Below are 14456 nucleotides of genomic sequence, written 5' to 3'. Positions count from 1 at the left end.
AGACCTCGGACCCACTCACTTCCGCAACAATCTCAACCCATTTCCCACCACCAGCAAGCTCGCACCGACATCGGCGAACACCGCCATCCACATCGTGCCGAAGCCCATCAACGTCAGCACGAGAAACACGCTCTTGATGCCGAGCGCAAGCGTGATGTTCTGCACGAGCACTGCATACGTCGCCTTCGACAAGCGGATAAACGCCGGAATCTTGCGCAGGTCGTCATCCATCAACGCGACATCGGCGGTTTCGATCGCAGTGTCGGTACCCATCGCCCCCATCGCGAAGCCGATGTCGGCACGCGCGAGCGCGGGCGCATCGTTGATGCCGTCGCCGACCATGCCGACGGTCGCGCCATCGGCCGACCATTGCGCGACCGTATCGAGCTTGTCCTCGGGCAACTGATCGCCGCGCGCTTCATCGACGCCGACCAGATGGGCGATCACCTCGGCTGTGTGGCGGTTGTCACCGGTCAGCATCGCGGTGCTGACACCGAGCCGTCGCAATTCGGCGACGGCGGCGCGGCTCGTCTCCTTCACCGTGTCGGCGACCGCGAACAGCGCGAGCACGCGCTGCGCGTCGGCGAGCATCACGACGGTTTTGCCTTGCTCTTCGAGCGGATCGAGGCGTGCTTCGAGTTGCGGCGAGCAGCGGCCCAGTTCTTCGATCAAGTGATGGTTGCCGAGCCAGTACGCGATGCCATCGATCTCGCCGCGCACGCCGCGTCCGGCGATCGCTTCGAACGCATCGACGTGCAGGTGTTCAACGCGATCATCATTTGCGGCAGCAGCAATCGCCATCGAAACAGGATGATCGGAGCGACCCGCGAGACTCGCCGCGAGGGTGCGGTAACGGAAGGCGTCGGCCTCATCACCAACCACCTGAAACTCCGTCTGCACCGGCTTGCCATGCGTAATCGTCCCGGTCTTATCGAGCGCCAGGCGGCTCAGCTTGCGCCCCTGTTCGAGGTAGACGCCGCCCTTGATCAGAATCCCCTTGCGCGCGGCAGCCGCGAGCCCGCTGACGATCGTCACAGGCGTCGAAATCACGAGCGCGCACGGACATGCGATCACGAGCAGCACCAGCGCTTTATAGACCCACCCGTGCCACGCTCCGCCGAACAGCAGCGGCGGGACCAGAGCGACAGCGAGCGCAATCGCGAACACGATCGGCGTATAGACGCGCGCAAATTCATCGACGAAGCGCTGCGTCGGCGCTTTCGTGGCCTGCGCCTCCTCGACCGCATGGATGATCCGCGCGAGCGTCGTGTTGCCAGCCGCAGCCGTCACACGGTAGTCGAACGAGCCCGCCTGGTTGATCGTGCCGGCGAACACATCGTCGCCGACGGCTTTGTCGACCGGCAGGCTCTCACCGGTGATCGGCGCCTGATCGACGCTCGAACGGCCTGCGACGATATCGCCATCGAGCGCGATCCGCTCGCCCGGCTTCACGCGCACCAGCGCGCCGGGCGCGATCGAGTCGACGCGCACGAGCTGCCACGCGCCGTCGGGCTGCTGCACGCTCGCCTCGGCGGGCGTGAGCCGCATGAGCCCTTCGATCGCGTTGCGCGCGCGGTCGAGCGAGCGCGCCTCGATCAGCTCGGCGATCTCGAACAGCATCATCACCATCGCGGCTTCGGGCCATTGGCCGAGCAGCGCCGCGCCGGTCACGGCGATGCTCATCAGCGCGTTGATGTTCATGTTGCCGTTGCGCAGCGCGAGCCAGCCCTTGCGATACGTCGTGAGGCCGCAGGACGCGATTGCGACGATCGCGAGTCCCGCCACTACCCAGACGGGCGCACCAAGCCAACTAGCGGCTTCTGAGGTCGCCGCTATCACGCCGGAGAGGATCAACGGCCACCACGTCTTCTGTACGGCGCCAGAAGCCGCAATAGACGCCGCGCTGGCATTGCCAGCGCCGGAATCGCTCGCCAGTTCGGGCGTGAAGTCGAGCGAGCGCAGCGCGGCGAGGACCGGTTCGAGCGCATCCGACGCGTGGACGACGGTCAGCACGCGCTGCATCAGGTTGAAGTCCATGCTGCGCACGTCCGGCATGCGAGCGAGTTTCTTGCGGATCAGCGCTTCTTCGGTCGGGCAGTCCATCTGCAGGATGCGGATCGCGGTGCGCAGGTCGTCGCCGACGGCCTCGGACGCCGGCAGGCGCAGCTGCGTCGGCGTGAACGCGGTGGAGGCGCAGCAGGCGCCGTGAGAGTGACCGTGGTCATGGTCATGGCCATCGTCATGATCGTGTCCTTCATGCCGATGACCACTACCCGCGTCGGCACCATGAACGTGCTCATGCCCATGCGAATGCCCGCATTCCCCGTCCGTATCCCTGCCGTGAGCATGGTCGTGCCGTGCATCAACCTCCCCGCAAGCCCCGTGGCGACAGGCTTCGCCCACTTCTGGACGTTCGGTGGCATAACGGTTGACTTCAGGCATTGGTGGCTTCCTCGTGCGATTTGTGGTCTAGTAAACACCTTGAAGCCACTACAAGGTCAAGGCCGCGTGGAGGAAAGGTCCATGAAAATCGGCGAACTGGCGAAAATCGCTCATTGCACGACGGAAACCATCCGTTTTTACGAAAAAGAGCGCCTGCTGCCCGAGGCGGAGCGCACCGAAGCCAACTACCGCAGTTACACGGCGAAGCACGTCGAGCGCCTGCGTTTCATCCGCAATTGCCGCGCGCTCGACATGACCCACGACGAAATCCGCGCATTGCTGCGTCTGACCGACGCGCCGGCGAACGGCTGCGGCGGCATGCATACGCTGGTCGAGGAGCACATTGCGCATGTCGACACGCGTATCGAAGAACTGCATCAATTGAAGGCGCAACTGACGACACTGCGCGACCAATGCCACGGCGAGCATCCGGTCGAAGACTGCGGGATCGTGCACGGCCTGACCGACATGGATGTGGCCGTGCCGCGTCCGCGGCATACGCATCTCGGCTGACGCTATGCCGGCCGTCGTCGTGCGCTTCGAAGGCACGATGCGGCGCCGGCGCAACAACCCCATACACGGCAAGGCCGCGCGAGCGACTTTGCCGATCGATCATCGAATCCAGTTGGAGAATCAACGTGTTCACCTGTAGAAACCAGTCCTGCGGCGCGCAGTGGGAGCAATCCGACGTCGTCATCAAGAACGAAGGCCAGGGGCTCCTGTTCCGCTGTCCGCTGTGCGGCGCGCGCAACTACGTCGAGCGTTTCGACGGCGACGACGGCGAGGTGCTGTACGAGCAGCTGCCGGGCCGCCCCGATCATGGCCCGATGGCCGAGTAATCGCGATTTCTACAGACGACCCTATGAATAGTCCCACCCCCGCCGGCGCCGCATTCAGCGAACTGCCGCTCCCGCCCGCGACGCTCGCGAACCTGACGCAGCTCGGCTACCTCGAGATGACGCCGATCCAGGCCGCGAGCCTGCCGATCGCGCTCGCTGGCGATGATCTGATCGCTCAGGCGAAAACCGGTAGCGGCAAGACCGCGGCGTTTTCGCTGGCGCTGCTCGCGCGTCTCGACGCACGCAAGTTCGACACGCAGGCAATGGTGCTATGCCCGACGCGCGAACTCGCCGATCAGGTCACGCAGGAAATCCGCCGTCTCGCGCGCGCGGAAGAAAACATCAAGGTGCTGACCTTGTGCGGCGGCACGCCGATGCGTCCGCAGACGGCGAGCCTCGAACACGGCGCGCACGTCGTGGTCGGCACGCCGGGCCGTATCATGGATCACCTCGAACGCGGCACGCTCGTGCTGCAAGCGCTGAACACGCTCGTGCTCGACGAAGCCGACCGCATGCTCGACATGGGTTTCTTCGACGACATCGCGAAGGTCGCGCGGCAATGCCCGAAAGAGCGGCAAACGCTGCTGTTTTCGGCGACGTACCCGGAGGGCATCGCGAAGCTGAGCCAGCAATTCCTGCGCAACCCGAAGGAAGTGAAACTCGCCGAGCGGCACGACGACAGCAAGATCCGTCAGCGTTTCTACGAAGTGACCGAAGACGAGCGTCTGCACGCGGTCGGCCTGCTGTTGAATCACTACCGCCCGGTCAGCACGATCGCGTTCTGCAACACGAAGCAGCAGTGCCGCGATCTGCTCGACGTACTGCGCGCGCAAGGCTTTCATGCGCTCGCGCTGCACGGCGAACTCGATCAACGCGAGCGCGATCAGGTGCTGATCCAGTTCGCGAACCGCAGCTGCTCGGTGCTGGTCGCGACCGACGTCGCCGCGCGCGGCCTCGACATCGCGCAACTCGAAGCGGTGATCAACGTCGACGTGACGCCGGACCCGGAAGTGCACACGCACCGCATCGGCCGCACGGGCCGGGCCGACCAGGAAGGCTGGGCGCTGAGTCTCGCGAGCATGGACGAGATGGGGCGTGTCGGCGGGATCGAGCAGGCGCACAAGCGCGACGTCGAATGGCATAAGCTGGCCGAGTTGAAGGCGGCCAGCAACGACCCGCTGCTGCCGCCGATGGAAACGCTGCAGATTCTCGGCGGCCGCAAGGACAAGATCCGTCCCGGCGACGTGCTCGGTGCGCTGACCGGCGACGCCGGTTTCGCGGGCTCGCAGATCGGCAAGATCAACGTGACCGACATGTCGACTTATGTCGCGGTGGAGCGCAGCATCGCGCGCGAGGCGGTGCGCCGGCTCAGCGCGGGCAAGCTGAAGGGGCGCAAGGTCAAGGTCCGTTTGATGGACGAAGCGTGATACACGCGCAGCGCCAGCTTTCCTTGAAAGTCCGATAACTCGAAAACGGCCGCGTCTGCGGCCGTTTTCGTAGGCAAACCGCTCAGCATCACATTCCTTCATACCTACGCGGGTTCCCGCATTCGCCACCGCCTCCCCACAAACCATGATCCCGCAGGCTTGCCCCGGCGCGCAGCCGCCTATCGCGAGCCATGACGAAAACGCATGCCGCGCATGACAAAGTTTCGATTGTGAGCGTTCTTTGGCTGATGCCTAATCACCCCACTGGAAGGAACGCCCCGCCGCCGCCGTTTCGTGCGGCCGCCAGCGGCTGAAGAAAGGGAGAAAGTCTTATGCAGAGCGCCATGCAAGCCCGCTCGAAACTGCCGGACGTCGGCACCACCATTTTTACCGTGATCGGCCAGCTGGCCGCGCAACACGATGCATTGAACCTGTCGCAGGGCGCACCGAATTTCGCGCCGGACCCGAAGCTCGTCGACGGCGTCGCGCAGGCGATGCGCGCCGGTCACAACCAGTACGCGCCGATGGCCGGCATCGTCGCGCTGCGCGAAGCGCTCGCCGACAAGGTGGAAACGCTGTACGGCGTGCGCTACGACCCGGCCAGCGAAGTGACGGTGCTCGCGAGCGCAAGCGAAGGGCTCTACTCGACCATCAGCGCGCTCGTGCATCCGGGCGACGAAGTGATCTACTTCGAGCCGTCGTTCGACAGCTATGGCCCGATCGTGCGCCTGCAAGGCGCGAAGCCGGTTGCGATCAAGCTGTCGCTCGATCACTTCCGCGTGGACTGGGACGAAGTCGCCGCGGCGATCACGCCGAAGACGCGCATGATCATCGTCAACACGCCGCACAATCCGACCGCGACGATCTTTAGCGACGCCGATATCGAGCGGCTGAAGGCGCTCACGCGCAACACCGACATCGTGATTCTGTCCGACGAGGTCTACGAGCACGTCGTGTTCGACGGCGCGAAGCATCAGAGCATGGCGCGCCATCGTGAACTCGCGGAGCGCAGCGTGATCGTGTCGTCGTTCGGCAAGTCGTATCACGTGACCGGCTGGCGCGTCGGCTATTGCCTCGCACCCGCCGCGCTGATGGACGAAATCCGCAAGGTCCACCAGTTCATGGTGTTCTCCGCCGATACGCCTATGCAACACGCGTTCGTCGACGCGCTCGCCAATCGCGACAGCTATCTCGGCCTGTCCGACTTCTATCAGAAGAAGCGCGATCTGCTCGCGCATGCGCTGCGCGAATCGCGCTTCGAGTTGTTGCCGAGCGAAGGCAGTTTCTTTATGCTCGCCCGGTTCCGCGGCTTCTCCGATGAAAGCGACAGCGATTTCGTGCTGCGCCTGATCCGCGATGCGCGCGTCGCGACGATTCCGTTGTCGGCGTTCTACACCGACGGCACCGATTCGGGGCTGATTCGCCTGAGTTTCTCGAAGGACGACGCGACGCTGCTCGAAGGCGCCCGGCGCCTATGTGAAATCTGAGCGCGCGAGAGCACACTCCAGGTATCGAAGTGACCAAGGTATTCGAAGAAAGTAGGGAGACGTGATGAAGATTCTCAAGTGCTTGTTCGCGCTGGCTTGTGCCGGCGCATCGCTCGCAACATGGTCGGCCGCCAGCGCCGCCGATACCGCGACGCTGCGTTTCGGCCTCGAAGCGCAGTACCCGCCGTTCGAATCGAAAGGACCGAACGGCGAACTGCAAGGGCTCGATATCGACGTGGGCAACGCGGTCTGCGCGGCCGCGCATATGACGTGCAAGTGGGTCGAAACCTCGTTCGACGGCCTGATTCCGGCACTGCAGGGCCGCAAGTTCGACGCGATCAATTCGGCGATGAACGCGACCGAACAGCGCCGTCAGGCGATCGATTTCACGACCGTCGTCTATCGCGTGCCGTCGCAGCTGATCGCGCGCAGCGACAGCGGTCTGCAGCCGACGCCTGAGTCGCTGAAGGGCAAGCGCATCGGCGTACTGCAAGGCTCGATTCAGGAGACCTTCGCGAAGGTGCATTGGGAACCGGCCGGCGTGACCGTGCTGCCGTATCAGGACCAGAACCAGGTCTATACCGATCTGACCGCGGGCCGTCTCGACGGCACGCTGGTGCTCGCGCCGGCGGGACAAACGGGCTTTCTGTCGAAGCCCGAAGGCAAGGGCTATGCGTTCGTCGGTCAACCGGTGCGTGACGACAAGATTCTCGGCAGCGGCATCGCATACGGCATTCGCAAGGGCGATACCGCGCTGCGCGATCAGTTGAACGCTGCAATTGCGAAAGTGCAAGCCGATGGCACGGTAAAGACGCTCGCGGCGAAATATCTCGGCAATATCGACGTCAGCGCCAAGTAATCGCGTCGCGTTCGGCTGGCGGCGCCGTTTGCGGGCGGCGTCGCGCATTCGCTTGTTGGCCGGGCGTTTGACGGCTACGATACGGAGGCTTCGCGAAGTCGCAGACAACGGCGAAGTCGGCGGATCAACCGGAGAGCGCGCATGAGCGAGACGATCGAAGAGGCGAGCGCTGCAAACACCGCACGCTCAAAAGGCGCGGACGCGCCGCGCTTCTGGCGTAGCGACGCGCTACCGTTCATCGAAGCACGCTCGATCGACGATGGCCGCAAGGTCTGCTACGCCAGGCATTCGCACGAAACGTTCTCGATCGGCGCGGTGACGGGCGGCCGCAGCGTGTATCTGAACCGCCACGCGCGAGAATGGATCGGCGCGGGCGCCGTCGTGATGATGAACCCCGACGATGTGCACGCGTGCAACCCGGTTGCCGGCGAGCGCTGGTCGTACCGGATGCTGCACGTCGACGTTGCCTGGTTCACGAAACTTCAGCACGAGCTGGGCTTCAACGAGAGCCATGCGTTCCGCGCGTTTTCGCAGATCATGACGCTCGACGCCGCGTTGTTCGATGGCCTGAACCGGCTGTGCGCGATTCTCGCCAGCAACGATGGGGACATCGACACGCTGCGCAAGGAAAGCGCGGCCATCACTTTCTTTTCGAACGTGCAGCAAACGCTCAATCCGGCGAGCCTGCCCGAGCGTGCCGCGAGCGGCCAGCTCGCGCGTGCCGCGGAGTACATCGCCGAAAACTGCACGCGCGCGCTGAAACTCGACGACGTATGCGCAGCCGCCGGGCTGTCCGCTTCACATCTGATACGCGCGTTCAAGCTGCGCTACGGCATGACGCCGCACGCGTATCTGATCAACCGACGCATCCAGTACAGTCGTGCGCAACTGCGGCGCGGCGCGTTGATCGCCGATGTCGCGCTCGATGCAGGCTTCGCCGATCAGGCGCACTTGCAGCGCACCTTCAAGCGGCTGGTGGCGGCAACGCCGGGGCAATATCGCAGCTGAGCATGACGCGGCGTGGTGAAGCCGCATCGGCAAGCAGGCGCGACTCAGGTCACTCCACGAGCAAATACATCGCGCTGAGAGCGAGCAGCGCCGCCATCACGCGATTGAACACCCGGACTCGTTTCGCCTCACGCAGATGCCTGCGCAAAAACGTGCCGGCATAGGCCCAGCTCGCGATCGACAGATAGCAGAGCACGAAGTACAGCGCCGCGAATTGCCAGACGAGCCCGCCGTCGCCGCCTGCCGCATGTGCGCCCATGCCGGCCAGCGATGCGAGCCACGCCTTCGGATTGAGCCATTGCATCGCCGCGCCGTGCGCGAACGACGGCCTGCGCGCCGGCTTGCCCGCGCCGAGCTGGCCGTTATCGAGGGTGAGCTTGTAGGCCATATAGAGCAGAAAGCCAACGCCCGCCCATTTGACGATCTCGATCAGATTGGGAAAGCGCGCGAGCAATTCGTGCAAGCCAAGGCCGATCAACAGAAGCAGCAACGTGAAACCGACCGTCGCGCCAGTGACGTGCCGCAGACTCGCGGCGAGCCCGTGCTGCGCGCCGGCGCTCAGCGCGACGACGTTGACCGGGCCGGGAGAAATGGAACTGGCGAGCGCGAACGCGGCCATCGAAAGTAATGCGGTCATCGGATGCCTCGAAACGTGAGTGTGCGAATGAATTGCGACGCACAACGGTAACGAGACGGCGAGGGCATGTATTGAAGGAAATTGCCCAATCGAAACCAAAACATAATCCGACGACGCAGTGATTCGATAACAAACATGCGTTTGAATTTAGAGCTAATTACGCGCAAACCTTACCGAAAAATTAATTTCTGAATTATCAGGCAAATTGTACCGATCGATAGCTATGATATGTCCCTATGCAGCGCGCAAGTATTCGGCTCGATAAACAGGCCGAGACCTCGAAAAACTAGCGATACAGGGCTTAACGACTTACGCGCACGAAGTTAAATGCATCGAGCGCGCGGTGAATGCTTTGCATCAGTATCAATAGGCTGTTCCGTTTCTACTGGAAACGACCAGTCGAATGGATCAAAGGGAGTGCATGTGGGTCCCCATGTGAGCAGGCAGAAAAGTGCGGACGAATTGAACGAGCTGCGTCTCGCGTTATTCGATGGTTGGTGCGAGCGCAGGTGCGTGATTCCGCTCGCGTATCTGCTGCACGTTTGGCCGATCGTCGATGCGACGCAGCGCTCGTTCAAGCGACTACGCGACAACCTGCGGGATCTCGAATGCTGGCACCTGAACGACCTGTCCGACGAAGATAGCGGGAGGATTCGCTATCTGCTGAGTGTTCTGTCCCAACAAACCGGAAGCGTAGTGAGCACTTCGACAAACTGACTCCCGCCGTTGGAAACGCAGAGCACATGATCTATCGAAGAAAGGGCCGGTTTCGCCTGCTGATCGCACGGGCGCGCGGATGGCGGGTGCCGCGCGATGGCGTTATCTACGCCGGATGCGGCGTGGTGCTGGCAATGCTCGCGCTGTGCGGCTACACGCTGTATCAGAGCCGCGAAGATGCGATCGCGCGTGCACTGGATTCAACGCGCGATGTCGCGACGATCACCCAGCGCGACATCGCGCGCAATTTCGAGTTGTACTCGCTGTCGCTGCAGGCAGTCGCCGAGGGCCTCGGCCGTCCGGGCGTGCTCGATTCGCCGCGGTTGTGGCGCGAGATCCTGTTCGATCGCGCGGCGACCGGGCAATACGTCGGCGCGATGGTGGTGCTCGACGCAGTGGGCAACGTCGTGATCGATTCCGAAAACGACGTGCCGCGCCGGGGAAACCTCTCCGACCGCCAGTACTTCAGGATTCAACGCGAAGATCCGAATTTCGGGCTCTATGTCAGCGCGCCGTATAACTCGAGACTCAGACCCGGTTCGCGCAGCATCGCGCTGAGCCGGCGACTGTCGCGGCCGGATGGATCGTTTGCGGGAATCGTCGCGCTCGGTATCGATCAGGAGTATTTCGCCAGCCTGTTCGCGGATCTGAGGATAGGGCAGCACGGCTCGGTGTCGATCGTCAGAACGGACGGCACGATCATCGTGCGACGGCCCGACGATCGAAACGTAACCGGCACCGATATCAGCAAGACGGAGCTCTTCCAGCGGCTGCTTGCGAAAGACGAGCGCAGCTTTATCGCGTCTTCGCCGCTCGATGGCGTCGAGCGCCTCTACTCGTTCAGACGGATTCCACAATTGCCGCTGATCGTGCTGGTCGCCGATTCGACTGCCGATATCTACGCGGGCTGGTGGAAGCGCGCGCTGACGATCGGTTCGCTGATGCTAATCCTGGGGATCGGCGTGATCGTGCTGGCGGCGTGGCTCGGCGCCGAGTTGCGGCGACGACAGCAGGTGGAGCACGAACTCGAACGGCTTGCCGGCACGGACGGGCTCACCGGCTTGCCCAATCGCCGCGCACTGTGCGAAACGCTTGATCGCGAATGGCTGCGCGCGCGCCGCACCGACAGCGTGTTGTCGCTGCTATTCGTCGATATCGATCACTTCAAAGCGTACAACGATACGTATGGTCACCAGGCCGGCGACGTCGCACTGACCGCGGTCGCGCGCTGCATCCGCGGAGTGATCCAGCGGCCGGGCGATTGCGTCGGCCGATACGGGGGCGAGGAGTTCGTCGTGGTGCTGCCAGATACCGACGTGAGCGGCGCCGGGGTGGTCGGCGAGAAAATCCGCGCGGCGATCGGCGAGCTGGGCATCGCGCACGAGGGCTGCGAGTTCGGGCGAGTGACGGTCAGCATCGGCGCGACCACGTCTCGTCCGGATCGGGCGACGGATGTCGGAGCCGTCGTTCGGGCTGCCGATGAGGCGTTGTATACGGCAAAGGCCGGCGGCCGCAATATGGTCGCGCAGACGGGAGTTGGGTGACCGGTCGCTCGTGATGGTTCTGCGCCGGAAGTGAAAAAGGGTTGAGACGCTTTCGCGTGCAACCCTTTTTATATTTTCGCGTCGTGTTAACTGACGCTAGCGGTCGAGGCTTAGAACGGGCCAGCGATCACGCGCACCAGCCCACTACGCAGCGGCGGCGCGGCTTCGGCGAACTCGAGATTCACTTTGTTGGCGACGCTCAGGATACGAGTCTGATACGTTCTGCCGCACGCTGGCCAATCATTTGAATTTATTTCTTTGTTGATACTCGCCTCTCCATTCATGTGAGGAAAGGAAAGGCAATGTGAATGTCGGCTGCTGTTCGAGAAACTTGAGGGAAATTAGAGAAATTATGCGAAATGAGTAAGAGAATGGTGGATATAACCGCGCCCGGAACGCAAAAAGCCCGGTCGCAGTGACCGGGCTTTTTGCTTGAATCTGGTGGTGGGGCGTGAGTGACTCGAACACTCGACCTACGGATTAAGAGTCCGCTGCTCTACCAACTGAGCTAACGCCCCAACAGAAGCGAAATTATGCAGGATCTTTTCGAGATTGCCAAGCCCTATTCGCCGTTTTATTAAAAAATCGCATCGCCCGTACTTGAGCATTCCCTCGACAAAGCCGCCGTCCAGAAAACATCGTCGCGTCCAACGCGGCCGGTATCATGTCGCGGACACTACGCTGCGTGCAGCATCGCGGCTTTCGACCGGGATTGCCATGGATGACAAAGAGATTACCCAGTTGCTCGACCGAGTCCTCGCGCCATGGGTCCGGGCGCTCACGCTGACGCCGATCAAGGTCGACGAGGAAAGCGCCACACTGCGTTTGCCGTTCTCTGGCGAGTGGCGTCACTCGGGCGGCATGATCAGTGGCCAGGTGTTCATGGCGGCCGCGGATACGGCGATGGTCGTCGCCATCACCGCCGCGCTCGGCGGCTTCAAGCCGATGAGCACGGTGTCGCTGAACATTAACTTCATGCGCGCGGTCCGCAAGGGCGATGTGCTGATCAAGGCGCGTGTGCTGCGCATGGGCCGCAATCTCGTGTTCGGCGAAGTCGAACTGTTCGACGAAGGCGGCAACATGGCCGTTCATGCCACTACGACCTACGCGTTGCTCGACTGAACGTCCGCCGGACCGGAGCCGGCCGGCAACACAATCGGCCCGTAGCAAGAGCAAAGCAAAGCAAGGAAAAGCAGCATGTTCGATCAGGTCGTTTTCGCCGGTGGAGGCAACCGCTGCTGGTGGCAGGCGGGTTTCTGGGACGTCGTGCAGCCGCGGCTCGACATCCGTCCGCGCGTGATCACCGGCATTTCGGCCGGCGCCGCAACCGCCTGCATGATTTACACGCGCGGTGATTCCGACTGGGTCATGCGTTATTACGAGGACGCGCTGCGCCACAACACGCGCAACGCCTACTGGGGCAACCTGCTGCGCGGCGAGTCGGTGTTCCCACATTACCGGATCTACCGGCAAGCGCTGCTCGATATCTATGGCGACAAGTTTTCGAGGCTCGCACAGGCGCCGGAAATCCGCATCGGCGTGTCGCATCTGCCGCGCTGGCTCGGCGCGCGAAGCGCGGTCGCGGCGGGGCTGGTCGCGTACAACATCGAAAAATACCTGCGCAAGACGCTGCATCCGACGCTTGGTCGGACACTCGGCTTTCATCCTGAATTCGTGCGCGCGCAGGATTGCGCGAGCGTCGACGAGTTGGCAGACCTGATCCTGCAATCGTCGAGTACACCGCCGTTCACGCCGGTTCTGCGGCGCAACGGCCGGCCGGTGCTGGACGGCGGCATGGTCGATAACGTGCCGGTCGGCGCACTAGATGCCGACGCACCCGGCAACGTGCTCGTGATGGTCACGCGTCTTTATCCGCGGCCGCAGATGTTCGTCGTGCCGCACGGCGTGCAGCAACGGCTTTACGTGCAGCCGTCGCGCAAGGTGCCGATTTCGAGTTGGGATTACACGAGTCCATCGCAGATGGTGCACGCCTATAACCTTGGCCGTGCCGACGGCGAGGTCTTTCTTGAACGCATCCCCGCATTGATGGAGGCGGGAGCGCACGAAGCGCGGTAAGCAAATGCGGCAGGGCAGGGCTGGACACGCCTAACCCGCCGGCCACTTCGCCCACCCATCACCGCCGACGTCCGCCCTGCAGCGCCTCCGGATTCGCGACACTGGCGGTATCGCCGGCATCGAAAGCGAGGATGTTCTTGAACGCCGCCGAAAAATACAGCTCGTAGCTCTCGCGCTCCACGTAGCCGATGTGCGGCGTGCAGATCACGTTTTCCATGCGCAGCAGGCTATAGCCCTGCAGGATCGGCTCGCTTTCGTAGACGTCGATCGCGACCATCCCCGGACGGTTGTGCGCTAGCGCGTTGACCAGCGCGTTCTCTTCGAGCAACTCGGCGCGGCTCGTGTTCACGAGCAGCGCGGTCGGCTTCATGCGCATCAGATCGTCCTGCTTGACGATGCCACGCGTGTCGTCGTGCAGACGCAGATGCAGCGACAACACATCGCTGGTCTCGAACAGTTCCTCACGACTCGCCGCGACGCCGTAGCCATCGGCGCGAGCGGCTTCGCGCGAATGCTCGCGGCCCCAGATCAGCACGTTCATGCCGAACGCCTTGCCGTAGCCGGCGAGCAGCCGGCCGATCTTGCCGTAGCCCCAAATCCCCAGCGTCTGGCCGCGCAGCACTTGCCCCAAACCGAAGTTCGGCGGCAGCGCCGACGTCTTCAGCCCCGACTGCTGCCAGGCGCCCTGCTTAAGGTTTGCCACGTATTGCGGAATACGACGTTGGGCGGCCATGATGAGTGCCCACGTCAGTTCAGCCGGCGCGACCGGCGAACCGGTGCCTTCGAGCACGGCAATGCCGCGCTCGGTACAGGCAGCCAGATCGATGTGGCTCGCCACTTTGCCGGTCTGACTGATCATCCGCAAACGCGGCAGCTTATCGAGCAGTTGCGACGTGATGCGAGTACGTTCGCGGATCAGGACGAGGGCGTCGACTTCCGCAAGACGGCTCGCAAGTTGTCCGAGACCGCGCACGGTATTGTTGAATACTTTGACTTCCTGGTCGGCCAGCAATTGAAAGCAGTCGAGCTTGCGAACGGCGTCCTGGTAATCGTCGAGGATGGCAATCTTCATGGTATGTAATTTGCGGCGCACCCGCGTGGTGCGAACCGAATGTTATGCTGACTGTCCCAGCATGTGACTTAGGTCACACGCTGGTCTGGCTAGATGCCCTACCGTAGAAGGTGCCGCACCAAAAAAAGAACGGCAGCGCTACGTGAAGGCGAATTGAGAACGTTTTTAGCAGTTTGTTGCGTGTTGAGGCAAGCCGCTTTACACAAGGTTGCAGAAGCCTTGTAGACGCGGGCCTCCGCCTGGCAAGCTGTGTGGCCCAGGACGATTTGCGCAATCATGCGCCGGCAGTCGGAAATTGGCACGTCGGCGTGATGAATTCAATGCCTCTCGCATGCAGCGTCCCAGGGC

General features: G+C 62.8%; 14 protein-coding genes and 1 tRNA gene. 10 read left to right on the top strand and 5 right to left on the bottom strand.

The features are described from left to right. Positions 1-15: 15 nt before the first annotated feature. Positions 16-2103: a heavy metal translocating P-type ATPase gene (locus AB4Y34_RS18740; protein ID WP_368716830.1), complete on the bottom strand. Its 2088-nt coding sequence runs from the start codon at positions 2101-2103 to the stop codon at positions 16-18. Positions 2104-2523: 420 nt separating this feature from the next. Here AB4Y34_RS18740 and cadR point away from each other — a divergent pair, with 420 nt between their 5' ends. From cadR to AB4Y34_RS18710, 6 genes are all read left to right on the top strand, one after another. Then, positions 2524-2955 carry a Cd(II)/Pb(II)-responsive transcriptional regulator gene (gene cadR, locus AB4Y34_RS18735; RefSeq protein ID WP_176109857.1) on the top strand — a complete coding sequence of 144 codons (432 nt, stop codon included), beginning with the start codon at positions 2524-2526 and terminating at the stop codon, positions 2953-2955. Positions 2956-3080: 125 nt separating this feature from the next. Then, complete coding sequence (locus AB4Y34_RS18730) at positions 3081-3281, top strand: hypothetical protein (protein ID WP_176109856.1); 201 nt, start codon at positions 3081-3083, stop codon at positions 3279-3281. 23 nt (positions 3282-3304) lie between these two features. Then, on the top strand, positions 3305-4708 hold the full coding sequence (gene dbpA / locus AB4Y34_RS18725; protein WP_368611136.1) for an ATP-dependent RNA helicase DbpA: 1404 nt from the start codon (positions 3305-3307) through the stop codon (positions 4706-4708). 332 nt (positions 4709-5040) lie between these two features. Beyond that, positions 5041-6195, top strand: a complete 1155-nt coding sequence (locus AB4Y34_RS18720; RefSeq protein WP_368716829.1) for a pyridoxal phosphate-dependent aminotransferase — start codon at positions 5041-5043, stop codon at positions 6193-6195. 64 nt (positions 6196-6259) lie between these two features. Then, positions 6260-7054, top strand: a complete 795-nt coding sequence (locus tag AB4Y34_RS18715) for an ABC transporter substrate-binding protein (protein WP_368716828.1) — start codon at positions 6260-6262, stop codon at positions 7052-7054. Between the two features lie 141 nt (positions 7055-7195). Further along, positions 7196-8062, top strand: a complete 867-nt coding sequence (locus AB4Y34_RS18710; protein ID WP_368716827.1) for an AraC family transcriptional regulator — start codon at positions 7196-7198, stop codon at positions 8060-8062. A 49-nt stretch (positions 8063-8111) separates the two neighbouring features. Here AB4Y34_RS18710 and AB4Y34_RS18705 read toward each other — a convergent pair whose 3' ends face one another. Beyond that, positions 8112-8699 carry a LysE family translocator gene (locus AB4Y34_RS18705; RefSeq protein WP_368716826.1) on the bottom strand — a complete coding sequence of 196 codons (588 nt, stop codon included), beginning with the start codon at positions 8697-8699 and terminating at the stop codon, positions 8112-8114. Positions 8700-9122: 423 nt separating this feature from the next. On the opposite strand from AB4Y34_RS18705, the gene AB4Y34_RS18700 reads away from it, so the two are divergent. Further along, a complete protein-coding gene (locus AB4Y34_RS18700; RefSeq protein WP_368716825.1) occupies positions 9123-9416 on the top strand; it encodes a hypothetical protein in 294 nt (97 codons plus the stop codon). 26 nt (positions 9417-9442) lie between these two features. Then, a complete protein-coding gene (locus tag AB4Y34_RS18695) occupies positions 9443-10960 on the top strand; it encodes a diguanylate cyclase (RefSeq protein WP_368716824.1) in 1518 nt (505 codons plus the stop codon). A gap of 110 nt (positions 10961-11070) precedes the next feature. Here the strand turns inward: AB4Y34_RS18695 and traT are convergent, their stop codons facing one another. Together traT and AB4Y34_RS18685 are read right to left on the bottom strand one after the other, a co-directional pair. Continuing rightward, the gene (traT, locus tag AB4Y34_RS18690) at positions 11071-11244 is read right to left on the bottom strand and encodes a complement resistance protein TraT (protein ID WP_176380635.1); all 174 of its coding nucleotides are present in this window, start codon (positions 11242-11244) and stop codon (positions 11071-11073) included. A gap of 158 nt (positions 11245-11402) precedes the next feature. Further along, positions 11403-11478 (bottom strand) — tRNA-Lys (locus AB4Y34_RS18685). A 199-nt stretch (positions 11479-11677) separates the two neighbouring features. Here AB4Y34_RS18685 and AB4Y34_RS18680 point away from each other — a divergent pair. After that, a complete protein-coding gene (locus tag AB4Y34_RS18680) occupies positions 11678-12082 on the top strand; it encodes a PaaI family thioesterase (protein ID WP_176380636.1) in 405 nt (134 codons plus the stop codon). A gap of 75 nt (positions 12083-12157) precedes the next feature. Next, positions 12158-13036 carry a patatin-like phospholipase family protein gene (locus AB4Y34_RS18675; protein ID WP_176380637.1) on the top strand — a complete coding sequence of 293 codons (879 nt, stop codon included), beginning with the start codon at positions 12158-12160 and terminating at the stop codon, positions 13034-13036. 58 nt (positions 13037-13094) lie between these two features. On the opposite strand, the gene AB4Y34_RS18670 is transcribed toward AB4Y34_RS18675, so the two are convergent. Beyond that, positions 13095-14108, bottom strand: coding sequence for a D-2-hydroxyacid dehydrogenase family protein (locus AB4Y34_RS18670; RefSeq protein ID WP_176380638.1), 1014 nt, complete (start codon positions 14106-14108; stop codon positions 13095-13097). Between the last annotated feature and the right edge of the window lie 348 nt (positions 14109-14456).

Source organism: Paraburkholderia sp. BR10954, from assembly GCF_040965775.1.
Taxonomy (GTDB): Bacteria; Pseudomonadota; Gammaproteobacteria; order Burkholderiales; family Burkholderiaceae; genus Paraburkholderia; species Paraburkholderia youngii.
This window is presented reverse-complemented; position numbering and strand designations above follow the sequence as displayed.

Bases quoted from the DNA above. Each gene is read 5' to 3' on its own strand.
- AB4Y34_RS18740 (WP_368716830.1), bottom strand. From the start codon at position 2,103: ATGGACTGCCCGACCGAAGAAGCGCTGATCCGCAAGAAACTCGCTCGC.
- cadR (WP_176109857.1), top strand. From the start codon at position 2,524: ATGAAAATCGGCGAACTGGCGAAAATCGCTCATTGCACGACGGAAACC.
- dbpA (WP_368611136.1), top strand. From the start codon at position 3,305: ATGAATAGTCCCACCCCCGCCGGCGCCGCATTCAGCGAACTGCCGCTC.
- AB4Y34_RS18720 (WP_368716829.1), top strand. From the start codon at position 5,041: ATGCAGAGCGCCATGCAAGCCCGCTCGAAACTGCCGGACGTCGGCACC.
- AB4Y34_RS18715 (WP_368716828.1), top strand. From the start codon at position 6,260: ATGAAGATTCTCAAGTGCTTGTTCGCGCTGGCTTGTGCCGGCGCATCG.
- AB4Y34_RS18710 (WP_368716827.1), top strand. From the start codon at position 7,196: ATGAGCGAGACGATCGAAGAGGCGAGCGCTGCAAACACCGCACGCTCA.
- AB4Y34_RS18705 (WP_368716826.1), bottom strand. From the start codon at position 8,699: ATGACCGCATTACTTTCGATGGCCGCGTTCGCGCTCGCCAGTTCCATT.
- AB4Y34_RS18695 (WP_368716824.1), top strand. From the start codon at position 9,443: ATGATCTATCGAAGAAAGGGCCGGTTTCGCCTGCTGATCGCACGGGCG.
- traT (WP_176380635.1), bottom strand. From the start codon at position 11,244: ATGAATGGAGAGGCGAGTATCAACAAAGAAATAAATTCAAATGATTGG.
- AB4Y34_RS18680 (WP_176380636.1), top strand. From the start codon at position 11,678: ATGGATGACAAAGAGATTACCCAGTTGCTCGACCGAGTCCTCGCGCCA.
- AB4Y34_RS18675 (WP_176380637.1), top strand. From the start codon at position 12,158: ATGTTCGATCAGGTCGTTTTCGCCGGTGGAGGCAACCGCTGCTGGTGG.
- AB4Y34_RS18670 (WP_176380638.1), bottom strand. From the start codon at position 14,108: ATGAAGATTGCCATCCTCGACGATTACCAGGACGCCGTTCGCAAGCTC.